Source organism: Corynebacterium sp. HMSC063A05, assembly GCF_001809695.1.
GTDB lineage: Bacteria > Actinomycetota > Actinomycetes > Mycobacteriales > Mycobacteriaceae > Corynebacterium > Corynebacterium amycolatum.
Window position 1 is genome coordinate 65,058 of the sequence record NZ_KV798490.1, and the last position, 23,281, is coordinate 88,338.

Annotated in this window: 19 protein-coding genes; 5 read left to right on the plus strand and 14 right to left on the minus strand. The window is 59.5% G+C overall.

Going from position 1 to position 23,281, the window contains the following annotated elements:
• Window positions 1-77: 77 nt before the first annotated feature.
• A complete protein-coding gene (locus HMPREF2651_RS00580; protein ID WP_038626718.1) occupies window positions 78-929 on the plus strand; it encodes a L,D-transpeptidase in 852 nt (283 codons plus the stop codon).
• 240 nt (window positions 930-1,169) lie between these two features.
• Here HMPREF2651_RS00580 and HMPREF2651_RS00585 read toward each other — a convergent pair whose 3' ends face one another.
• Together HMPREF2651_RS00585 and pta are read right to left on the minus strand one after the other, a co-directional pair.
• Window positions 1,170-2,366 (minus strand): acetate kinase, encoded by a 1,197-nt coding sequence (locus HMPREF2651_RS00585; protein ID WP_038626720.1) that lies wholly within the window; start codon window positions 2,364-2,366, stop codon window positions 1,170-1,172.
• A gap of 5 nt (window positions 2,367-2,371) precedes the next feature.
• A complete protein-coding gene (pta, locus tag HMPREF2651_RS00590) occupies window positions 2,372-3,898 on the minus strand; it encodes a phosphate acetyltransferase (RefSeq protein ID WP_049181113.1) in 1,527 nt (508 codons plus the stop codon).
• Between the two features lie 514 nt (window positions 3,899-4,412).
• Here pta and HMPREF2651_RS00595 point away from each other — a divergent pair.
• Window positions 4,413-5,801 (plus strand): FAD-dependent oxidoreductase, encoded by a 1,389-nt coding sequence (locus HMPREF2651_RS00595; protein ID WP_049181112.1) that lies wholly within the window; start codon window positions 4,413-4,415, stop codon window positions 5,799-5,801.
• Between the two features lie 33 nt (window positions 5,802-5,834).
• Here HMPREF2651_RS00595 and HMPREF2651_RS00600 read toward each other — a convergent pair whose 3' ends face one another.
• The 6 genes from HMPREF2651_RS00600 to HMPREF2651_RS00625 all read right to left on the minus strand — a co-directional run bounded on the left by HMPREF2651_RS00600 (window position 5,835) and on the right by HMPREF2651_RS00625 (window position 12,961).
• Window positions 5,835-6,605 carry a sirohydrochlorin chelatase gene (locus HMPREF2651_RS00600; RefSeq protein WP_049181111.1) on the minus strand — a complete coding sequence of 257 codons (771 nt, stop codon included), beginning with the start codon at window positions 6,603-6,605 and terminating at the stop codon, window positions 5,835-5,837.
• Window positions 6,606-6,660: 55 nt separating this feature from the next.
• Entirely contained in the window at window positions 6,661-7,962 is a 1,302-nt protein-coding gene (locus HMPREF2651_RS00605; protein ID WP_049181110.1) for a sulfate adenylyltransferase subunit 1, read from the minus strand.
• Window positions 7,962-8,888, minus strand: coding sequence for a sulfate adenylyltransferase subunit CysD (gene cysD, locus HMPREF2651_RS00610; protein ID WP_049181109.1), 927 nt, complete (start codon window positions 8,886-8,888; stop codon window positions 7,962-7,964). The genes HMPREF2651_RS00605 and cysD overlap by 1 nt, the downstream gene beginning before the upstream one ends.
• A 152-nt stretch (window positions 8,889-9,040) precedes the next feature.
• Complete coding sequence (locus HMPREF2651_RS00615) at window positions 9,041-9,805, minus strand: phosphoadenylyl-sulfate reductase (protein WP_038626732.1); 765 nt, start codon at window positions 9,803-9,805, stop codon at window positions 9,041-9,043.
• Between the two features lie 250 nt (window positions 9,806-10,055).
• Window positions 10,056-11,762, minus strand: coding sequence for a nitrite/sulfite reductase (locus HMPREF2651_RS00620; RefSeq protein ID WP_049181108.1), 1,707 nt, complete (start codon window positions 11,760-11,762; stop codon window positions 10,056-10,058).
• A 173-nt stretch (window positions 11,763-11,935) separates the two neighbouring features.
• On the minus strand, window positions 11,936-12,961 hold the full coding sequence (locus HMPREF2651_RS00625; RefSeq protein WP_038626735.1) for a sulfite exporter TauE/SafE family protein: 1,026 nt from the start codon (window positions 12,959-12,961) through the stop codon (window positions 11,936-11,938).
• 252 nt (window positions 12,962-13,213) lie between these two features.
• On the opposite strand from HMPREF2651_RS00625, the gene HMPREF2651_RS00630 reads away from it, so the two are divergent.
• Window positions 13,214-14,719, plus strand: coding sequence for an FAD-dependent oxidoreductase (locus HMPREF2651_RS00630; protein WP_049181107.1), 1,506 nt, complete (start codon window positions 13,214-13,216; stop codon window positions 14,717-14,719).
• A gap of 64 nt (window positions 14,720-14,783) precedes the next feature.
• Window positions 14,784-15,287, plus strand: coding sequence for a phosphoribosyltransferase (locus HMPREF2651_RS00635; RefSeq protein WP_038626740.1), 504 nt, complete (start codon window positions 14,784-14,786; stop codon window positions 15,285-15,287).
• A 90-nt stretch (window positions 15,288-15,377) separates the two neighbouring features.
• On the opposite strand, the gene purT is transcribed toward HMPREF2651_RS00635, so the two are convergent.
• From purT to HMPREF2651_RS00665, 6 genes are all read right to left on the minus strand, one after another.
• Window positions 15,378-16,598, minus strand: coding sequence for a formate-dependent phosphoribosylglycinamide formyltransferase (gene purT, locus HMPREF2651_RS00640; protein ID WP_049181106.1), 1,221 nt, complete (start codon window positions 16,596-16,598; stop codon window positions 15,378-15,380).
• A 116-nt stretch (window positions 16,599-16,714) separates the two neighbouring features.
• Window positions 16,715-17,746, minus strand: a complete 1,032-nt coding sequence (locus HMPREF2651_RS00645) for a nucleoside hydrolase (RefSeq protein ID WP_049181105.1) — start codon at window positions 17,744-17,746, stop codon at window positions 16,715-16,717.
• A gap of 96 nt (window positions 17,747-17,842) precedes the next feature.
• Window positions 17,843-19,099 carry a glycerophosphodiester phosphodiesterase family protein gene (locus HMPREF2651_RS00650; protein WP_038626746.1) on the minus strand — a complete coding sequence of 419 codons (1,257 nt, stop codon included), beginning with the start codon at window positions 19,097-19,099 and terminating at the stop codon, window positions 17,843-17,845.
• Between the two features lie 205 nt (window positions 19,100-19,304).
• Entirely contained in the window at window positions 19,305-19,943 is a 639-nt protein-coding gene (locus HMPREF2651_RS00655) for an LppP/LprE family lipoprotein (protein ID WP_049181104.1), read from the minus strand.
• Window positions 19,944-20,106: 163 nt separating this feature from the next.
• The gene (locus HMPREF2651_RS00660) at window positions 20,107-20,697 is read right to left on the minus strand and encodes an LppP/LprE family lipoprotein (protein WP_049181141.1); all 591 of its coding nucleotides are present in this window, start codon (window positions 20,695-20,697) and stop codon (window positions 20,107-20,109) included.
• A 257-nt stretch (window positions 20,698-20,954) separates the two neighbouring features.
• On the minus strand, window positions 20,955-22,244 hold the full coding sequence (locus HMPREF2651_RS00665; RefSeq protein ID WP_016421542.1) for an adenylosuccinate synthase: 1,290 nt from the start codon (window positions 22,242-22,244) through the stop codon (window positions 20,955-20,957).
• A gap of 51 nt (window positions 22,245-22,295) precedes the next feature.
• Here HMPREF2651_RS00665 and HMPREF2651_RS00670 point away from each other — a divergent pair, with 51 nt between their 5' ends.
• Window positions 22,296-23,240: a hypothetical protein gene (locus tag HMPREF2651_RS00670; protein ID WP_239663050.1), complete on the plus strand. Its 945-nt coding sequence runs from the start codon at window positions 22,296-22,298 to the stop codon at window positions 23,238-23,240.
• The last annotated feature ends 41 nt before the right edge of the window (window positions 23,241-23,281 follow it).

Consider the following 23,281-nt stretch of genomic DNA (forward strand, 5'->3'; position numbering starts at 1 on the left):
TGCGGTCGTGGGGTGAACGCCACCCCAGAATTGGTGAATAAAGAGAGAATTGCCGTTCGTGGTTTAAGATGTCCTCTATGTTTGCCTCCTCGAAATCCTCTTTCCGCAGCGCCAAGCGTGTCATCATCAGCGCTGCAGCTCTCACCACCGCCTTTGGTATTGGGGCCGGCACTGCCGTTGCCCTGCCAGTTTCCCCAGACCTGCAGTCGCTCAGCCAGAGTGTTCGGGACCTCAAGCTGCCGGAGATCTCGACTCTGAACCCGGGCGACCTTGCTCCTGAGCTCTCTGAGGTTCTGGATTCCTCTTCGGTGAAGCTGCCGGATTCGGTCGTCACCCTAATCAATGAAAACTTCAAGTTCGCTGAAAACAACAAGCAGGTGGCGGACAAGGTCAAAACTCAGCTGCTGAACGCCATCGACAGCCTGCCGCTGCCAGCTGCGCAGAAGGCCGAAGCCACCCGCGTCGTCAACGAGATTTTCGGTTTGCTGGAGGGCCAAGACAAGCCTTCGCAGCCTGAGCCGGCGCCTGCCCCCGCTCCACAGCCAGAGCAGAAACCACGCCCTGAACCACGCCCAGAGCCAAACAACCCGTGCCCGCCGAGCGCCCGCGCATGCGTTGACCTGGCTAACCAGAAGACCTGGCTGCAGGAAAACGGCAACATCACCTACGGCCCGGTGCCCATGTCCTCCGGTATGCCAGGTTACGAAACCACCCGTGGACACTTGAGCGTTACCCGCAAGGTCCGCGATGAGTGGTCGGTTCCTTACAACGGTCCGATGCCGTTCTCTGTGTACTTCACCAACGACGGTGAGGCTTTCCACGAGGGTTCGGTCAATCAGATGTCCCACGGCTGCATCCATCTGAATCACGATGATGCCGTGATGTACTTCAACACTCTGCAGGTCGGCGACGGCGTCTACATCTGGTAGTTACCTGCGCTGATGCGTTGAAATAATGACCAGGTGACTGAGCCTATTGAGGCATAGGCGCAGTTTCCCTGGCGGTGAAAAATGAGCTCGCCCCACTAGATTCTTCCAGTTTGGAAGACAGTGGGGCGAGCTCATTTTTTGTTGAGTTACAGTCGCGGATTCAACAGGTGAGGTACACGGCGGCCGTCGATTACGGGTTACCGAAACCCTGCCTACTCGTCAGGGTTCCAGTCCAAGGAACTAATCCACGAAGCTCATTGCGTAGCGGGCAATGGCCAGTTCCTCATTGGTCGGTACCACGAAGACCTTGACCTTCGAGTCATCCGCAGAGATCAGACGCGGGCCATCATTCGGCTGGGAGTTGCGCTCGTCGTCGATCTTGATGCCAAAGTTCTCGAGCTCAGCCATCGAGTCACGGCGGATACCGACGTGATTCTCGCCGACACCGGCAGTGAAGGTGATAGCGTCGAGGCGACCGAGAATCAGCATGTACGAGCCGATGTAGCGGCGCAGCTGGTGAACGTACATCTGGTATGCAGCCCAAGCATCCGGGTCGTGGTCATCCATGCGCTCCTGCAGGACTCGGAAGTCATTGACACCAGAGACACCCTTCAAACCGGACTGGCGGTTGCACAGATTGTCGATCTCATCGATGCTCATGCCGTTGCGGTAGAGGTGGAAGATGACGCCCGGGTCAATGTCACCGGTACGAGTGCCCATCATCAGACCAGCCAGCGGGGTCAGCCCCATCGAGGTATCCACCGCCTGGCCACCTCGGATAGCCGCACACGACGCACCGTTACCCAGGTGCAGCGTAATCTGGTTGATTTCCCCTGCCGGCTTATTCAGAAGGTCCGGCACCTGCTTGGAAACAAACTCATGCGAGGTGCCGTGGAAGCCGTAACGACGGATATCAAACTTCGATGCGACCTCTGCATTTAGCGGGTACAGAGCAGCAGCTGGTGGCATGGTGTGGAAGAAACCAGTGTCGAAGACGGCGACGTGCGGCACGTCGGGAAGCAGCTTGCGAGACTCTTCGATGCCTACGATATTGGCCGGGTTGTGCAGCGGCGCCAGCGGAATAAGATCGCGGATCATGCCGACGATCTCGTCGGTAATCAGCTCCGGTCCAGAGAACAGGCGACCACCGTGAACGACACGGTGACCGACGGCGGCAATATCCACCGACTCCGGACCAACACCGTGCTCATCCATCAGCTCGAACGCGCGGTCAAGGCCACTGGCGTGGTCAGCGATAGGCTCAGTGATTTCAATCTTCTGTCCGGAGAACTTCAGATTAATAATGCCGTCTTCTTCACCAATGCGCTCCACCAGACCGGAGACATACGGCGGCTGCGTTGAGTCCTTCTCCGGATCTACCAGCTGAAACTTGATAGAGGAGGAACCGGAGTTCAAAACAAGTACGTGACGGGACATAATAATTAGTTTCCTCCAGCCTGAATAGCGGTAATTGCAACCGTGTTGATGATGTCCGGCACCGTGGCACCACGGGAAAGGTCGTTGACCGGCTTGTTCAAGCCCTGCAGAATCGGGCCGATTGCCAATGCACCACCACAGCGCTGGGCAATCTTGTACCCGATGTTACCGGCGTCCAGATCCGGGAACACGAAAACAGTTGCCTTACCCGCAACGGAGGAATCCGGCATCTTCTTCGCAGCCACAGACGGGTCAATAGCAGCATCGAACTGCAGCGGACCATCGACGGCGAGGTCCGGAGCCAGCTCCTTGGCCTTGGCCAGGCCCGCCTTCACACGGTCAACATCCTCACCTGTGCCGGATGCTCCAGTGGAGTAGCTCAGCATGGCAACGCGGGCGTCGATACCGAAGGAAGCTGCAGTCTCGGCGGATACTACCGCGATTTCACCCAGCTGTTCCGGAGCCGGCTTCGGCAGCACCGCACAGTCCGCAAAACCCCACAGCGAGTTGTCCATAACCATGAGAAACAGCGACGACACCGTGGAAGCCGACGGCTTGGTCTTAATGATTTGCAAGGACGGACGAATGGTGTGCGCAGTTGTGTGGGCTGCACCGGACACCATGCCGTCGACAAGCCCGTTGTGAATCATCATCGTCGCAAAGTAGGAGATGTCCTGCATCGTCTCACGGGCCTGCTCCAGCGTGACCCCCTTGGCCTTGCGCATCTCTGCGAACTGTTCCGCGAACTGCTCAACATATTCGGAGGTCTGTGGGTTCCAGAGATGGGCGGCGTCGATGTCAAAACCCAGTTCGGCGGCGCGCGCCTTCATAGCATCCGGGTCACCGAGGATAGTGAGCTCACAGATGTCCTCGCGCAGGAGGTAATCAGCGGCCTCAAGAATGCGGTCATCGTCCCCCTCTGGCAGCACAATGTGGCGCTTATCAGCCTTGGCGCGCTGCAACAGCCACCACTGGAAACGCTGTGGAGTCATCACTGCGGTGACCTCGCGGCTTACGACCTTGCGAAGCCCCTCAGCATCGTCAACGGCAACAACGGGAACGTCGAGCTCGAAAGTCTTAGCAGCCTCGGCTGCTTCCTCCCCTGTGAGAACAACAGCGAGTACCTCGCTGTGACGCTGAGCTGCACTGCTGAGCGCCAAACGAACGCGAGCCTTCGCGGCCTCTGTGTGGCAGCCCTCGCCACCAGCGACAACGATGACACCGGCACCGGCGACGGTGGCAATGCGGAAGTCAAAATCGAGGTTGCCGGAGCCGGTCAGAACAGCCGCCCCCTCGTTAGCAGCGCGGTCAGCCTCAACAGCACTGACGATGGTGTCAAGCGCGGATTCCGGATCCACAACAACCTGATCCACAGTGGTGCCGTGAGCCCCACCGACAGTGTGGAGGCAACGTGCCCCACCCAGTGCCTCAGACAATGCCGTAATGACATCCTGTAGATCGTCCGCGCGGTCCACTGAAGTAATCAGGACTGCGGAGTTGTTGGTGGACGCTTGGGCGTTCTTATCGCTCACCGACGTTCCTTTCTCGCACTGCGCTTAATCGTTGACTTATTTGAACGTTGACTTGGCTCGAGCCATTGGACTGCCGGAGGCTCAAGATCATGCTGAGCTTCCAATCCCGCTGAGTCCCAAATCATTATTTTCATCTTATTGTGAGTCACCTTACATCTCACGACGGACTCAAACCTCTTTGGTTACCCCTGGTAGCCACACTTTTCCCCACAGATTCCAACAGTTTTCCCGCATAATCGCGGCTTTTATGCGGTTTTTCTAGCGAACTAGCCCAAATTCCCACATTGGGCGTGACTAAGGTCACATTTAGTTTTGTCTGCCTTCAAAAGCATCTCGCCGATGATGTGATGCTCGCCTCTCGATTTTTCGTAAGTTATCGCTACGATTGGGGGCGCTACCATTGGGAATGTCGAATAAACCAATAACTCCTTTCCCCACGAGGTCACCGCTGGCAGCTACTTACGCCGCGGCCTCGTGGCCGTCGTAAAGCATTAGAGAAAGAAGGACACGCTTCATGAATCGCCCGCTCCGCGTTGCCGTAATTGGCTCTGGCCCGGCCGGTGTTTATGCTTCCGATGCACTGATGAAATCCAGTACTGACGTGGAAGTCGATCTGTTTGAAAAGATGCCGGCTCCATTTGGTCTAATCCGCTACGGTGTCGCCCCCGACCACCCACGTATCAAGGGCATCATTATGGCCTTACACCGTGTGATGGAAAAGCCGGAGCTGCGCCTGTTTTCCAACGTTGAGTTCGGCAAGGACATCACGCTCGACGAATTAAAGGAGCATTACGACGCCGTCATCTTCGCCACCGGTGCCGTCGGCGACCGCGCACTGCCGACTCCGGGAGCAGACCTGCCGGAGCACTTCGGCGCAGGTGAATTCGTGGGCTTCTACGACGGCAATCCGCTCTTTGAGCGCACCTGGGATCTCTCGGCGGAGTCCGTGGCCGTCGTTGGCGTAGGCAACGTCGCGCTGGATGTCTCTCGAATCCTGGCGAAGACCGGTGAGGAACTGCACGTCACAGAGATCCCGGACAATGTTTACGAAGTTCTGAAGACAAATAAGGCCAAGGAAGTCCACGTCTTCGGCCGCCGTGGCCCGGCACAGGCAAAGTTCACTCCGCTGGAGCTCAAGGAACTCGACTACTCACCGAACGTCGAGGTCGTTGTCGATCCGCGCGACATTGACTACGACTCCGCATCCGAGATTATGCGTCGCAACTCCAAGATTACTGACCAGGTCTGCACCATCTTGGAGAACTACGCCATCCGTGAACCGAAGAACGCACTGCACAAGCTCTACATTCACTTCTTCGAGTCGCCAGTGGAAATCCTCAGCGAGGAGGGTGCCGACGGCCAGCAGCATGTGGTCGGCTTGCGCACTCAGCGCATGGAATACGACGGTGCTGGCGGACTGCGGCCGACCGGCGAGACTACCGACTGGAAGGTCGGCGCTGTCTACTCCGCCGTGGGCTACCGCTCTGATGCACTGCCGGGTATCCCGTTCGACAACGTGAAGAATGTCATTTCCAACGTCGGTGGTCGAGTCATCGAATCCGACAACACCGAGGATGAAGCAGCCGAGGCCATCACTGGCCTCTACACCACCGGTTGGGTTCGCCGCGGGCCGGTCGGTCTGATTGGTAATACCAAAGGCGATGCCAACGAGGCCGTGGCCAATCTGCTGGCCGATGCCGCAGAGGGCAAGAAATTCACCCCGTCGAAGCCGGAGTTGTCCGCTGTCAACGAGCTGCTGGAGTCAAAGGGCATCGACTACCTGGACTGGGAGGGCTGGCACAAGCTCGATGCTGCCGAACGCACCGCCGGCGAGGCCGAGGGCCGCGAACGCAAGAAGTATGTCGAATGGGATGAGATGGTCACCCACTCCAAGGGCGAGTAACGGCGAGTAACGAGGGCGGATAGAAAGCGCCGGCTACGCCACTACCTGCACATCCGTGTACGCAGCGCGCGAGTCCCAGCGGCAGCACACGATCGGCGCCAACAGCTCGGCCAATGGCTCACCGAAAGCCACCTGGCCAGCACCGGCGGCAGCGCCCGCATCGAGGACTCGATCCCACAGTAGGCCCGGCGCGGTAAACAGCGGCACCACTACGAGTCCGCGACCGCGCTTGGCCGCGCGCTCCTGTGCCACGGCCACAGCATCGGATCCCTTGATCTTCTCAGGACCGACCACGAATGCTGCACTCACATGTCCCGGCAGCATCCCGCCAAGATTTGCCGCAAATTGGTGCACCGCCGCATTGGCCTCCTCATCAGAGGAGCCGACCCCCATCACCAGCGCATCGACCGGCCAGGAAAAAGATGCATTCTCCGCCGCTTCAATGATTCGCTTCACGACGGCGCGCTTCGTGCCGTCGCCAAGCCCGAGTCCTTCAGCCACTGTGATGTCAACACCATGCCGATTGCAGAGTCGAACCTGCTCGGGAACATCGACTCGCGAGTGGAACGCATCAGTGAACAGCAGCGGTACGGCCAGTGCGCGAGTCTCGCCGGCAGCGGCGAGGTCGGCACAGACGGCATCTAGCGAGGGCTCGTCGAGGTCCAGCCAGGCGAGGCGAATCTGAGAGGGAGCGTCCAGACGGGTGAGCGGCATCTTCTCGCGCACGAGTGCGACCGCCTCTTCGAGCACCGGTTTGGTCTCTGGGTGCCGGGAACCGTGCGCAAGCAGAATCAGTGCGGTCATCAATGGTCTCCTCAGGCTCGCTAGCTGTGCTTTCTGGTTTTTCTACCTGGCAGCTCTACTGGGCAGCGCCACGCACGAGGCCAGCGGTGAGAGTGTCACCGGTGCCCGGCTCAATAAGCAGGAAGGCACCGACACGACCACCGACGCGGTAGGCATCGACCGGGAGCGGCTGCGCGACCTCGATGGTCACCTCAGCGACATCATTGACCGCGAGCTGGTCGGCAACGCCGGTGGGCTCACCGGTCTCGATGTCGATAAGGGCATCGACGGAAGCGATACGCCCACGCACCAGCGCGGCACCGTAGCGCACCTCAACGACACGACCGACTGCCAGCGGCTTGTCCGCAAGGTGGACAGCCACGGCGGAGAAACGGCGGACGTCCTCCGGACGGGTGCCACTGATGAAATCACCACGGGCGAGGTCGAACTCAGCATCCAAGCTGATGGCAACCGACTGACCGGCCACGGCCTCAGTGACATCCTCGGCTGCCACGGTGATCTTCGTGACAGTAGCCTGACGGTTGGCGTCTACGGAGACAACATCGCCCACGCGCACGCTACCTGCGGCGATACGGCCGGCGTAACCACGGTATTCAGTGGCGTGATCACGAATGACGTAGTCGATGGGCAGGCGTAGGTCGGCCTCGGCATCGGTTTCCAGGTCGGCACCGATGTTGAGGTTTTCCAGCAGCTCCAACACAGTCGGCCCCTCGTACCACGGGGTATGCTCAGAAGGATCGACAATGTTGTCGCCGACCAAAGCCGACACTGGAACAACGAAGGTGTTCTGCAGACCCAAGCGCTCTGCCAGCACTGCTACATCCGACTCAATCTTGCGGAAGGCTTCTTCGCTGTAGTCCAGCAGGTCGATCTTGTTGACGGCAAAGATTACGTGGCGAACACCCAGCAGACCGGCCACAGTTGCGTGTCGCTTGGTCTGCGTCACGACGCCGTTACGTGCGTCGATAAGCAAAACGACGGCCTCAGCGGTGGACATACCAGTGATGGTGTTTCGGGTGTACTGCTCGTGACCAGGGCAGTCGGCCAAGATGAACGAGCGGACGTCGGTGGCGAAGTAGCGGTAGGCAACGTCGATTGTGATGCCCTGCTCACGCTCGGCCCGCAGACCATCAACCAGCAACGAGAGGTCAGGATTTTCCTGACCGCGCGCCTGCGAGGAGGCGACGACGGCCTCGTACTGGTCAGCGAGGATGTTCTTCGTGTCGTGCAGCAAACGCCCGACAAAGGTCGACTTACCGTCGTCGACGGAGCCAGCGGTGCACAGGCGAAGAGTGCGACGAGCGCGAGTGGCGCGGTCGGCGGTAATCAGGGTAGCTGGGGAATTTGGCTGGCTCATCAGAAGTAACCTTCCTTCTTGCGGTCTTCCATGGAGGATTCGGACAACTTGTCATCTGCGCGGGTAGCGCCGCGCTCGGTGAGCTTGGATGTGCGAAGTTCCTCCATGACCTCCGCAATAGTGGTGGCAGTCGATTCGACAGCGCCGGTACAGCTCATGTCACCGACAGTGCGATAGCGGACAGTGCGAACCTCTAGGGTCTCACCGTCGCGGGGTCCACCCCACTCGCCCGGTGCCAACCACATGCCGCCGCGGTTGAACACCTCACGCTCATGGGCAAAGTAGATGGGTGGCAGCTCGATGTCACGGGCTTCGATGTAGGCCCAGACGTCGGCCTCGGTCCAGTTCGAGATTGGGAAAACGCGAACGTTCTCTCCAGCGGCGTGGCGACCGTTGTAGAGCCCCCACAGCTCCGGCCGCTGACGGCGTGGATCCCAACCGCCGAAGGAGTCGCGGACGGAGAACACGCGCTCCTTGGCGCGGGCCTTCTCCTCATCGCGGCGGGCGCCACCGAGGACGGCGTCGTAACCACGGTTGGCGATGGTCTCCACCAGTGGCACGGTCTGCAAGGGGTTGCGGGTGCCGTCAGCACGCTCGGTGAGCACACCGCTATCAATCCAGTCTTGGACCTTGGCTACGTGCAGCTTAATGCCCGGCTGAGCGGCAATCTTGTCGCGGAATTCAATAACTTCGGGGAAGTTGTGGCCGGTGTTGACGTGGAGCAGCTCCAGCGGGATACCCGCCGGTGCGAAGGCGCGCTTGGCCAACTCGAGCACGACGACGGAGTCCTTTCCGCCGGAGAAAAGCAGTGCCGGACGGTCAAACTGGCCGGCGGTTTGGCGGATAATGTCGATGGCCTCGGCTTCCAGTTCGGCAAGCCGCGGGTCGAGGCGGTTTTGTACGGAAACGGTGGTTGAGCTTGTCATGGGGTTCTTTCTGTTGTGGCTGTGTTAGCTGTGTTAGCTTGTCGGCTGTTTTAAAAAACTGTCTGTATAAGCTGCGGGTCGCAGCTAGCCATGAGCGGCAATTGGCTAGTAGCTAGTGGCTGTCGGTATCGTCTAGCAGCCAGCCGCTCAAACTAGAGGTGCAATCCGCACTCTGTCTTCTCGCTGCCCGCCCAGCGGCCCGAGCGCGGATCCGCACCCTCTGCCACTCGCGCGGTGCATGTCGCGCAGCCAATCGACGGGAACCCCTGTTGTGTCAGCGGATGCACAATGAGGTCGTTATCCTCGATGTACTGGGCAATGTCCTCATCCGTCCAGGTGGCCAGCGGGTTGAGCTTGATGCGACCGGTCTTATCGATTTCCAGTACCGGCGTGTGTGCGCGGGTCGGCGCGTCGACGCGCTTCAGACCTGTGACCCAACCCTCGTAGGGGCGCTTCACAGCTGACAGCGGCTCGACCTTCCGCAGTGCGCAGCATCGCGTCGGGTCGGTCTTGTACAGATCTACGCCCTCTTCAGCATCCTGCTCGGCGCGGGTGCGCTTCGGCTCAATCGACAGCAGTCGGTTGTCGTAGCGCTGTGCGACCTGTTCTGCCACGTCGAGGGTCTCCGGGAAGTGGTAACCCGTATCCAGGAAAACCAGGTCGGCTTCCGGCGCGTGCCGAGCAGCCAGCTCCGCCAATACCGTGTCCTGCATCGACAGGGTCACAGCCAGTGGCGTGTGCAGGTGCTCCGCACCCCATTCCAGTACTTCCCCGGCAGTGGCAGTCTCCAGCTTGGAGCCCCACTCCAGTGCAAGCTCTATCAGACGGCGAGCAGTTTCCGGATTGTCCAGCACATCCTCACGCGCGAGCGCCTCCTGAGTCTTAATGACTTCAGCGGTTTTCAGTCCCGTGCTCATGACGCCACCTTCCTATCAATATGACCATGCAGTTTCACTGTGAATACCCGGCAACATTCGCGGCATTGCCAGGCGTAATCGGTTTCCACATCGGGCCACAGATCATCACCGCCGCAGTAAGGGCAATGCATCACCGCACCCCGGTTCGGATTGGGGTGTGCGCTTCGGCCACCGATCCCCAGTCGCGCTGGCGCCTCGTCTTTTTCGCTTGCCGACGGCCCCTGCGACCGAACCTCGTTGGAAGATTCACTCACTTCAGATACTCCTCATCAGCGCGGACAATCCACTCGCGGAACTGTTCACCCTCGTGGCGCTGCTCCTTGAAATGATTGACGACGCGCTCGATGTAGTCACCCAGTTCTGCCGAGGTGACCTTGTGTCCGCGAACCTTGCGGCCGAAGTTGGCATCGAGCCCCAGCGAACCACCGAGGTGAACCTGGAAACCCTCGACACGGTTGCCCTCATCGTCGGTGACAATCTGACCCTTGAGTCCAATATCGGCAATCTGTGTGCGGGCACAGGCATTCGGGCAGCCGTTGAGCGCAATGGTGATTGGGACATCGAGGTCGCCGAGACGTTCCTCCAAGTCGCCCACCAGATCGATTGCGCGCTGGCGCGTGGTGACAAGTGCGAGTTTGCAGAACTCCAGGCCAGTGCAGGCCAGGATGCCCCGCCGGAATGCGGAAGGCTTGGCAGACAGGCCAATTTCGTCGAGCTCAGCGAGCAGGGAGTCGACCTGGTCGTCGGCGACGTCGAGGAGAATGAGCTCCTTCATGACAGTGGTACGGACGCGGGAAACACCGTGGCGCTCGGCGATGTCGGCGAGCTTGACCAGGTCAGAGCCCGGAACACGGCCAACAGCGGGCTTCACACCGACGTAGTTGAGACCGTCGGCCTGCTTGTGCACGCCGATGTGGTCACGGTCGCCCTCGAAAGGCTCGGGCGCGGGGCCGTCGATAAGCTTGCGGTTGAGGTAGTCGTCTTCGAGTACCTGGCGGAACTTCTCCGCACCCCACTCGGCAACGAGGAACTTCAGACGCGCGCGATTGCGCAGGCGACGGTAGCCGTAGTCACGGAAGATGCGGCACACGCCCGCCCATACCTCGGGAACCTCGTCCTCTGGGATCCAGGCGCCGAGACGCTGCGCGAGCATTGGGTTGGTGGAGAGACCGCCGCCGACCCAAACGTCGAAACCGGGGCCGTGCTCTGGGTGATTGACACCGACAAAGGCGACGTCCTGGACCTCGTGGGTGACATCGAGACGCGGGGAACCGGAAACTGCGGACTTAAACTTGCGCGGTAGGTTGGAGAACTCGTCGCCGGAGAGGTACTCGTCCTTGATGCGGCGAATAGCATTGGTGCCGTCGACGATTTCATCGGCAGCAACGCCGGCAACCGGGCTACCTAGGATAACGCGGGGAACGTCGCCGCAGCCAAAGTTGGTGTCGAGACCAACCCGCTCAAGGCGGTCCCAAATCTCCGGCATGTCCTCGACGCGGATCCAGTGCAGCTGGACGTTCTGACGGTCGGAGAAGTCCGCGGTGTCACGAGCGAAGTCGCGGGAAATCTCCCCGATGGTGCGAATACCCTCGGTGGTGGTCTGGCCACCATCGAGACGAACGCGGAGCATAAAGTACTTGTCCTGCAACTCGGCGTTAGTCTTCACACCGGTGTGCTCACCGCTAAGCCCCTGCTTGCGCTGGGTGTAGAGGCCAATCCACTTAAAGCGCGGAGCTAGGTCTTCCGCAGGGATAGAGTCAAACCCCTGCTTGGAGTAGATGTCGATAACACGCTGCTTAACGGCAAAGCCAGCATCTTCTTTCTTGATGCGTTCGTCGTCGTTAAGTGGCTCGCGGCCGTCGATAAGCCACTGTCCCTGCGGCTTCGGTGCACGCTTCTTACGTCGGGTAGCCGCTGCGGAAGCCGGACGCTCGGCGGTTTTCGTAGGAGAGCTCATGGGAATCTACCGAATCACTTTCGTTTTTGTTCTCGTTGACCGAATCAGAGTTGCTTGAATCAGCCCTGAACGAATTAGTTGCTAATTTTTATAGACCGGACGGTCTATGCAGTATTGCAGGCAACATTAGACCGACCAGTCTGGCTAGTGCAAGCCGGGGTATGCTCGGATACCTAGCGAACCCCCGCTTCGCCCACGTGGACACCGTTTTCTGCGCCCACTTTGACACCTCCAGAAGCATCCCCAGCCCCGCCATCAACCGAAGCCGGTGATGGAGATCCAGAACTAGACACATCAGCCGAGGAAGACTGAGAAGTCGACTCAAGTTGGACCCGCTGACGCAGACGCGGAAGAGTGTCATGCGACCGCGCCCACAGCACCAGTGCGACAACGCCAAAAGCCCAGACAAGCAGCACCGTTGCCAACACGCCGCCAGAAACCAGCGGCGAAAACAGTGTTCGAATATTCAGCCCGACCAACACGCCGCCGATCACAATTCCAAGCAGGCGCGGATTAATACGCCCCACCAGGTATGCAGCCAAAGGTGCAGCAATCACACCACCGCACAGCAAACCAATTACCGGCGCGGCATGCTGAGTAAACTCCTCCCGCAGCTTTGGCAAAAAGCCCAGCACAGAAGCTAGAGCGACAAGAAATTCCGCCGCCGAGACAGTACCGATAATCTTGCGCGGCTGATCAGCCTCAGCACCCAACAAAGTAGAGGTGGTAACAGGCCCCCAACCGCCGCCACCAGTGGAATCGAGCAGACCACCAAAGAGCCCCAGCGGAGCGAGCTTCTTCGCTCCCCAGGTCTTTTTCTTGCGCTTAACATTAGCCAGGAAGGCGAAGCGGATAATCACCCACAGGCCGAGAAAAAGCAAGATTGTCGAGGTCACAGGCGTCGCGGCATCACTATCCAGATTGGACAAAAAGGTCGCACCAACAAAGGCACCGATAGCGCCCGGCACACCAAGGCTCAGTGCGCGCCGCCAGTCGACATTGCCGAATCGCCAGTGCGAAATACCAGAGGCCAGCGTCGTGCCCACCTCCGCTACGTGAACTACCGCCGACGCAGTGGCAGCACTACTACCAGCAACAATAAAAAGTGAAGTGGCAGTGACACCGAATGCCATCCCCAGAGTGCCATCGACTAATTGCGCGCCAAGGCCGATTAGCACGAAGACTATGAGTTTTTCCATGACAAGCCCTTCCCCGCTTACCCAACCAGAGCCTGCCGTTGCCACGACGTCCGCACGACAAGCTCTTTTAGACCTCGTTCAGCAGAAGCAATACGCAGCAAAACCCTCTCAAGCCAAAGCAGTGATTCTTGCGGTGTTTTGTGTTTGCTTTTTGTAGACCAGTTTGTCTATATTCTGTTTCAGCAAGCATAGACCGATTGGTCTACGATAAGCAATCGCGACAAAGAAAACGTAGAAAAAGGATTCCACTCAATGACCAACGACCAGACTGCAGCCCAGAACGCGGCCGCTTCCTCACTGCCCAATCTCGCCAACTCAACCACGCCACTGCGTGTAGCCGTGGTCGGCTCGGGCCCGGCCGGTATCTACGCCTCCGACGCACTGATGAAGTCCGGCCGCGACGTCGCCATCGACCTCTACGAGCGCCTTCCAGTGCCGTTCGGTCTCATCCGCTACGGCGTTGCGCCAGACCACCCGCGAATCAAGGGCATCATTAAGTCCCTCCACCGAGTGCTGGACAAGCCGCAGGTCCGACTTCTGGGCAACGTGGACGTCGGTAAGCAGGTCAGCGTCGATGAACTGCGCCAGTTCTACGACGCCATCATCTTCGCCACTGGCGCGACCGGCGACCGCGATCTGAATATCCCGGGCGCCGACCTGCCGGAGCACTACGGCGCGGGTGAGTTCGTAGGTTTCTACGACTCCCACCCGGAGTTCGCCCGCGATTGGGAACTCTCCGCTGAGTCCGTGGCCGTGGTCGGTGTCGGCAACGTGGGCCTCGACGTCGCCCGCATTCTCGCCAAGACTGCCGATGAGCTGCACGTCACCGAAATCGCCGACAACGTCTACGCTGGCCTGGCAAAGAATGCCGCCCGCGAAATTCACGTCTTCGGCCGCCGCGGCCCGGCCCAGGCAAAGTTCACTCCACTGGAGCTGAAGGAATTGGACCACTCCGACACCATTGAGGTTGTCGTGAATCCGGAGGACATCCAGTACGATGCCGCCTCCGAAACGTCCCGTCGTGAGTCCAAGATCACCGATCAGGTCTGTACGATTCTGGAAAACTACGCCATCCGCGAGCCAAAGGGCGCCCCGCACAAGCTCTTCATCCACTTCTTCGAGTCCCCGGTCGAAATCATCGGCGAGACCGGCGAGGATGGAGTACAGCACGTCAGCGCTATCCGCACCGAACGCACTGAACTCGACGGCGAGGGTGGCGTCCGTGGCACCGGCACGTTCACCGAATGGCCGGTCGGTGCGGTCTACCGTGCAGTCGGCTACCGCTCCGACGCAGTCACCGGCGTACCGTTCGACACCGGCACCCACACCATCCCAGATGCCGGCGGACGCGTGCTTGACGACGTCGACGGCAACCACATCCAGGGTCTGTACACCACCGGCTGGATTCGCCGTGGCCCGGTCGGCCTAATCGGTAACACCAAGGGCGACGCCAACGAAACCGTCGGCAACCTCATCGCCGACTGGGAGGCAGGCCGCCTGGTCGCACCTGCAAAACCCACGTATAACGACGTCGACGAGTTCCTGGCCAACAAGGGCCTCCAGGTCACCACCTGGGAGGGCTGGCACGCACTCGACGCCGCCGAACGTGCAGCGGGCGAAGCCGAAGGCCGCGAGCGCAAGAAGCTGGTCGAGTGGGCCGATATGGTTGCGGCCTCCACGGTCGTCGCAAAGCAGCCAGATGCCGATGACGTGGCCGAAGCTGTACACGAAGCGGTTGTGGAGACTGTCGCCAGCTAGCGTGTCGGGTCTAACCGGGCAGTTGATTGTGCACGTCAGTCGGTCTTCGGATTAGAGTTAATACATGGCTTATCATGCAGACTCATCCAACCTGGACGTCAAGGAAGTTCTGACCTGGGAAGGCTTCGGCGTCGCCTCCCGTGAACTGGCACAGCAGATTGTCGATTCGGGCTACGAGCCGGAGATCATTATCGCCGTGGCCCGCGGTGGTCTTCTACCTGCAGGTGCACTCAGCTACACCATGGGCGTCAAGCTCTCTGACGCCATTAACGTCGAGTTCTACACCGACGTGGCGGAGACCCTGCCGGATCCGGTTCTGCTGGAGCCGCTGCTGGACATCGAATCGATTTCTGAGCGCCGTCTGCTGGTCGTTGACGATGTCGCAGACTCCGGTCGCACGCTGCACCTGGTGCTCGATTTGCTTAAGACCCACGGTGCGGAAGTACGCTCCGCTGTGCTCTACGGCAAGTCCCGCTCGGAGATTGCACCGGACTATGTCTGGAAGCACACCGATGACTGGATCGTCTTCCCCTGGTCGGCCGAGCCACCGGTACAGAAGTCCAAGTAGATCAAGTAGCTTACGCACCATAGCGGGCAAACAAAAAGTGCGCTGCGGGGCCGGTTATGGCCGTACCGCAGCGCACACTAGGTCGTCGAACTAGCCCAGTTCGACGACCTTAATCTTTGATGCCGCCTCCGATGCACGCTCACGGGCAGCATCGACAGAATCCGCGGTTGAAACAGCAACGCCCATGCGGCGACGCGGGCCAGCGACCGGCTTACCAAAGATACGAATATCAGTCTCCGGAATAGCCATGGCCTCCGTCAGCCCGGTGTAGCCCGGCTGCTCGATGTCAGCACCGCCGTAGACCACAGCGGAGGCTCCCGGGGACACCAGCGTGACGTCGATAGGCAGACCCAACACTGCACGCGCGTGCAGCTCGAACTCAGAGAAACGCTGGGTGCCCATGGTGACCATGCCGGTGTCGTGCGGACGCGGGCTGACCTCGGAGAACCACACCTCATCGCCGCGAACAAACAGCTCGACGCCGAAGATACCGCGACCGCCCAGCGCGTTGGTGATGCGCGCGGCGACAGAGCGCGCATTGTCCAGGGCGTTTTCACTCATGGCAGCCGGCTGCCATGACTCAACGTAGTCGCCGTCCTGCTGACGGTGCCCAATGGGCTCACAGAACCACGTTGCCCCCTCGCCAGTCTCCGGATCAACGGAGCGCACGGTCAGCAGCGTGATCTCGTAGTCGAAATCGACGAAGCCCTCCACGATGACGCGGCCGGACTCGACGCGGCCGCCACTCATGGCGTAATCCCACGCGGCCTGGACATCCTCCGGCGAACGCAGCGTGGACTGCCCCTTGCCCGAGGAACTCATGACCGGCTTGACCACACACGGGAAGCCAATCTCATCAACAGCTGCGGTGAACTCATCAAAGCTGGAGGCGAAGTGATAGCGGGAAGTCGGCAGCCCAACCTCTTCCGCAGCCAGACGGCGAATACCCTCTCGGTTCATGGTCAGCTGAGTCGCCCGTGCGGTTGGAATAACGGTGACGTCCAGCGTCTCGTCTTCCTCAACCTCTTCCAGCACCTCGGTTGCCAGGGCCTCGATCTCGGGGACGATGAAGTGGGGCTTGACCTCGAGAATCAGGTCCCGCAGTGCACTGGGGTCCGACATATTCAAGACGTAGGCGTGGTGAGCTACCTGGTGTGCCGGTGCATGCTCGTAGCGATCGGCAGCGTGCACCTCAACGCCAAGACGTTGGAAAGCAATGGTCACCTCCTTGCCGAGCTCGCCAGAGCCGAGCAGCAGAACTCGCGTCGCTCCCGGCTGGTACGGGGTTCCGGTGACTTCAGGGGTGAACATCGAGATAAACTCGCTTTCGTCTACGGCACGTACGCTGCACAACCAGCAGCTGTGAAATTGATTGTCTCCAGCATACGACAGCGAGCGGATTCACCGCGGCGGGCACGGGCGGGAACCTAGCGCGGGAACACCCGCTCAAACTCGACCAGCGCCGCACTCCGGTCAGCAGCCAAGACAACGTTCGCCTCAGCACCGGCAGAGTCTGCCACCACTTGACCGCGGCGTCCTGGCTCATCTGCAAAGGTTCGCTTATCGACGCCCACGAGACGCATCTTCTCCACTTCCCCTGTCACCGCACCGACGGCCACCATCGCAGCAAAGAGGTCATGGACCTGCGCCTTGTAACCGACCCCCACACCCTGGTGGAACTCAAAGTAGAACTTCAGCGAACGGCGCAGAACACGCAGCAGCTCCGGGTTCATACCGGCATCGCGCCAGGACTCAATTTCAACATCGCTGATAGTGATGGTCTCGGTGACATTGAGTGGAATCAACGTCGGCACCGGCGCACCTGCGGCGGTGGCGATACTGCGCACGGCATCCTCCGGGCGCTCGACTGCCACAGCGCCCGCGGTGCCGAAGACCTCGGTGACCGCGGTGGGGTCGACCCAGAAGTTCCATTCCGCAAACTCGGTAACGTTACCGTGGTATTCCACAGCACCGCCCATAATGGTTACGCCGTCGAGCTCCCGCATGAGTTCTGGGTACTTCTTCAAAGCGGCCACGTAGGTAGTCATAGGGCCAGTGACCAGCAGGTGCACCTTCTCCCCCGTCGACCGCGCCTGCTCGATGACCTGGCGCCACAGCGCCAGCGGATCCGTCGCTCCTCCGCGCCCCGGCTCGTAGATGACGGCCGGTGGCGCCAGGTTGTAGCCCAGCCCGTACGGGCCATGAGTCTCAGGCGTGGTAGTCAGCTCACGGTCAGCGGGCCCCTCGAAACCGCTGACAACCGGGACCTCCGGACAACCGCAGAGATTCAACATGTATTTTGTGTTGCGAGCGGACCATGCCGCAGTGGTGTTACCACCTGCGCAGGTCACACCCACCAGCTCAATCTCGCCTGCGGTATGCAACCCCGCGAGGTAGACGAGAGCAAGACTGTCATCGATACCCGTGTCAACGTCGGCAAGCACTTTCAAACGCGTCATAAGGTCAAGTGTGACACGAAACACGCTCGGCTCGCAGAGCTAAACCCGGGCAAAACAGGAATACAGACAAGTTTTCGCGGGTGCTAGCCGGATTTACTAGTTCGTCGCCATCCCTGCATCACCCACCGGAGCGGACTCCGGCAGCGGCATAGCCAGCTCGGTCAAGACCTCGCGCAGACGCGTCGGGTAGTCGGTAATGATGCCATCGACACCAGCGGCAATCTGCTCGCGCATGGTCTCCTTTTCATTCACCGTCCACGGCACCACCTTCATGCCAGCCTCGTGCGCGCGGGAAATCAGCTCCGGCGTGGCGACCGGGTGGTAGTCAGAATCCGACGGTGTCTTGCCGTAAGGAATGCTGTGCGTCGGTGAGAGCACCTGCACGCCGAGCTGCTTGGCGGCCTCGATAATGTCGCCATCGACCTCGTCGTAATTGACATCGCCGATCCAAGGAGAATCCTTCTTCCAGGTGGTCTCGTCCCACAGCATGACCAGTGGAATCTCCGGGTTCCGTTCCGCGACCAGCGGCAGCGAGCGCCAATCGAAGGACTGAATCATCACTCGATCAGCCACACCCGCGCGGTCAATCTCGTCGAGAATCACATCGACGAACTCCTGTGGTTCTGCCGAGTCAGCGCGCTTTTCGCCCTCAATCTTGGTCTCAATGTTGAAGTGGATGTCCTGGTTGTCCTTAGTTAGCTCGAACAGCTCCGGCAGGGTCATCATCCTGTTGCCCTTGATTGGCTCCGCATCCGGGAAGTCCTCGAGCTTCTTGTCGCAGACCAGGGTTTGTACCTGCTCATAAGTGAGGTCATGCACGAGCTTGCCGACGTACGGGTACTGCGGATCCCCCTCCGTCACTGGCTCGGTGTCCGAGCACTTATCGTCTTGGATCTCCGGATCGTGCCAGACCATAGGCACGCCATCCTTCGTCAGAACGATGTCCAGCTCCAACGTCGTAACGCCCAGCTCCAGCGAGTTGGCCATCGCCTGCTTGGACTCCTCCGTCCACTCACCGCGACCACCACGGTGCGACTGCAGATCAAAACCCTCCGGCAACTTAGCCATCGCAGCCGGCCGCACATTCGCGGACGCATTCAGCTCAGCGACCTGCTGCTTTTCAAAGGTCTTCTCTTCGCTCGCCGTAGTGCTAACCGCGCTTGTACTGCTTGACGACGACACCGCGTCGTTGTCCGCATCATTGCTGCAGGCTGCAATAGGAGAAATAGCAAACGCACCCATAGCAATGGCCGCAATTGCGCGGCGTGTGCCGTGAGCACGTGAGTTCTGTGGCTGCTCTCTCTGCTCGGTCCGTTCGTCAAGGATGGAGTCAGATGAGTTGTGAGAAGACATGGCCGGTGATTTTCCTCTTTGGGCTTAGTATTAGCGACTTATGTTAGCGACTTCATAGCGACGGCATAGTACCGACAACAAAGTGTTGACAAACTACCGTCGGAGATTTTACGGAACACAGAAATCTACGTGAAATCTGTGTGTTGCGCCACTACTTTAAAACGGCTTGCCAGCACTCGCATCTGGAGAGAGCACGGGTTAGAGATTAATTTCCCTCTGCCTTTGGAATCTCACCTTCTTGAGCAACTTCTACCCCATCCCAGGAGTACGTAACGGGAGCGTTGTACTGGTCTTTAAAGGCGAAGGCACCGCCGTCTTCAATCATTTTATTGACATCGAAGAAATTGACGGTCACAGTTTTGCCATCGCCTTCGACCGAGTTGATTGTCTGCGGCCCACCGGCGGTACCCACGTACTCGCCCTTATGAAACAGCAGCACTGCACCAGAGGTAGTTGAGTGGGTAATTTCATTCTGTACTGCTGAGGCAAAGGTCAACTCGCTGGTGGTATCCCAGTTCGTATTGTCCGTGACTGTCCAACCGCTGCCATTGCCACCTTCCATTGAGTTCAGGTCGGCAACCGCTTCTTCGAAAGACTCTTCCTGGATTGGCGCAGAAGAACCCCCATCGGTGTCGTTATCATCGACATCCGGATTGGGGGTATCTGCACTTTCACTGTCATCCTCGACAGTGGTGGTCGTAGTGATGGTGGTCGTTTCTTCATCTACCTGAGGAGCAGAGGTCGGTGCTGCAGTCTCATCAGTGGAGCAACCGGACAAAGCCACTACACCTGCGACCGCCGCGCTAACCAGCATCGACCCGCGACGAACTGAACGACCACTCATGGCTGGAACCTCTTCTGTTCTCTCAAGTTTTCTCAAGCACCTAGCTACGGCGGAGCATTACTTTTCTCATGTCCGACTCTGAATTGAGTTTACTTGGAAAAATTCAAGAGTCCCCGAGAGTGCCCAAGAATTCTCGAAAGCTCTCGAGAGTTCTCGGGAGCCGTTAGGAAGCGGGCTTCGCGCCGCCGGGAATCTTCCCCTCGTGGACGACGTGATCGCCGTTCCAGAAGAAGTGAACATTAGAGGTGAACTCCGCCGCATCAGCGTTCGGCGCACCTGCGGCCTCCTGGGCCTCCCAGTCGTGGTAGATGACTGAAATGTTCTTACCATCAGGGGTCGGCGTCACCTTGTTGATGTGCTGAGGCCGGTCAGAGTCCGTACCAATGAACTCACCCTTGTGGAACATCAACAACACAGTGGAGGACTGAGCGTTGCCCTGCTTGGCCTGATCTGCGAGAGCAAAGCTCAAATCGCTACACGGGCTGAAGTTGGAGGTGCCAGTGTACTTCCACCCATCATGGTTGTTCGGACGCTCCCTGTTGACCTTATCCAGGGCCACCTGGATTTCAGGTGCAGCCGGGTTCGGGGTACAGCTATCCGCCTGCGCCGGAGCTGGAGCCGGTGCTGGTGCCGGAGCCGGTTTCGCCTGAGCCGCAGGAGCTGCAACTGCTCCACCTACTGCGGAGAAAACCATCGCGCCGGAAAGCACGGCGGAACTTGCCAGTCGTTGTACTCGGTGTCCTGTGTTTTGCATGAAAACCACACGCCTTCTGTCGTTTGGACTTCTGTCGTTGGACCACGCGGTGAGGCCTACGATACAAAAATGACTCTGAGATGCCAGGGTCAACTGACAATTCCCAGAGCCTTCTCGTGGTTAGCAAATGTTCTTTTTTACAGCAGCCAGCAGTTTCGGCACCGAAGATTTTTTATCTAACAGTTCGATAAAGCCGGGTCGAAAGCGGGACTATTTTCCGGTTAGTTCGCCACTGCCTCCAGATTAAGTGTCCAGCGCTAGTTGTCCAGCACGTCGTGAACAACGATGGTCTGGTCACGACCCGGGCCAACACCGATGTAAGAAATGCGAGCGCCGGAGAGCTCCTCCAGGCGGTTCAGGTAATCCTTGGCCTTGTCCGGCAGCTCATCGAAGGTGCGGCAGCCAGTGATGTCTTCGTCCCACGCAGGCATGGTCTCGTAAATCGGGACAGCGTGGTGGAACTCCGACTGGGTGAGTGGCATTTCGTCGTGGCGCACGCCATCAACGTCGTAAGCGACACAAATCGGAATCTCGCCGATACCGGTCAGGACGTCCAGCTTGGTGATGAACAGATCCGTGAAACCGTTGACGCGCGCGGCGTAGCGAGCCAGCACCGAGTCGTACCAACCACAGCGGCGCTTACGGCCGGTGTTGACCCCGACCTCACCGCCGGTGGTCTGCAGGTACTCGCCCCACTTGTCGAACAGCTCCGTCGGGAACGGGCCAGCACCGACGCGGGTGGTGTAGGCCTTCATGATGCCCAGCACCGAAGTGATCTTCGTCGGGCCGATACCGGTGCCCACGCAGGCACCACCAGCGGTTGGGTTCGAGGAGGTCACGAACGGGTAGGTGCCGTGGTCGACGTCGAGCATGGTGGCCTGGCCGCCCTCCATGAGGACGTGCTTGCCGGCATCCAAAGCCTGATTGAGCTCAAACTCCGAGTCGATAATCATCGGACGCAGGCGGTCGGCGAAGCCCATGAAGTAATCAAAGACCTCATCCGGATCGATGGCGCGACGGTTGTACAGCTTGACCAGAATCTGGTTCTTCTGAGCCAGCGAAGACTCAATCTTCTGGCGCAGAATCGACTCATCCAGAATGTCCTGGACACGCAAGCCCGTACGGCCGACCTTGTCGGCGTACGTCGGGCCAATACCGCGGCCAGTGGTGCCGATAGCGCGCTTACCCAGGAAACGCTCGGTCACCCGGTCCAGCGTCTGGTGGTACGGAGCAACCATGTGGGCATTGCCGGAAACGCGCAGGCGGGAGGCCTTTGCACCGCGAGCTTCAAGGCCATCAATCTCGTCGAAAAGCGCCTCGAGGTTGACCACACAGCCATTACCGATAATCGGCACAGCGTTTTCCGACAGCACACCCGCCGGAAGCAGCTTCAGCTCGTACTTCTCACCGCCGACGACAACGGTGTGGCCGGCGTTATTGCCACCGTTGGGCTTGACGACGTAGTCAACGCGGCCACCGAGAATATCGGTTGCCTTGCCCTTGCCCTCGTCGCCCCACTGGGCACCGACGATAATGATTGCGGCCATAGTCCTACTTCAACTCCTGGGATTGCAGACGACGCATTAGAGTGTAGTCCTATGCGTATTGTTGTGCTGCAGTGTGGCCCCGATGTACCCGCGTTTTCCCAATTGCTCCGCCAATCATGGTCTATATCAGCACCGTCCGCACCATCAGCACCAGCTACTCCGGCACTACCCGCCTATGCGCTTCACGACGTCGCGATGATCCCCGCCCGCAAGGAGCTGGCTTTCATCGACGACCTGGCCAAGGACGTACTGCCTATCGATACAGCACCGACTCCGGAGGAAATCTCCAAGCAGAAAAAGGTCGACCACTTAGGCGCTCCGCAACCCGCTCCGCAAAAGCCGAGCGAGCCGTTGCGAATTGTGGTCGTTGGCACCGACGCGGCACTGGCTGCCGTGGCAACCTACCTGATGCGCAAGAACCTCCTGTGGATTGAACTGGCACATGTCCCCACCGCCCCCTCGACCGCGGCCAAAAACTGGGGCATCGAAGGAGGAGAAGGACTCGATGCGACGGCCGCGCTCACACGCCCGACGATGCCAGTGCCACTGATCCGCGATGACACCGGGCACGCAATTGTTGGTTACGCCCTACTGACAGAGCCAGGAATTACCGGAGTGTCCTCGGAAAACGGGTTTACTGGCGAGGTCTATGTCGACGAGCATCAGATGTTCTCCGGCACATCCACCGGCCTGCAGATTCGCCCTACCCCCGACGCCCCGGGCATCGTTGCGGCCGAAGTGCCAGCGCCGGACGCGGAAGTCGGTAACGAGGATGGAGGCAACAAAGGCCTGCTGAGCCGACTCGGATTGGGTCGCGGTGGCCGTCGTAAAGCGAAAGAAGCCCCGTCCCGCGAGCTGCACCGCCCGATGACGGGTCGGGCAGTTCAGGTTGGTGGCCTGAGCTTCCGTTACGTACGCGATGGCGTAGAGTCGCGAAAGCCTCGCGAGAAAACAACTCTGTACCGACACCTCCGCGATTTGCAGATTGTGCACTAACTGCGTCGGGGGGTGTCCCTATGTTTTTGTCAAGTGTCAGG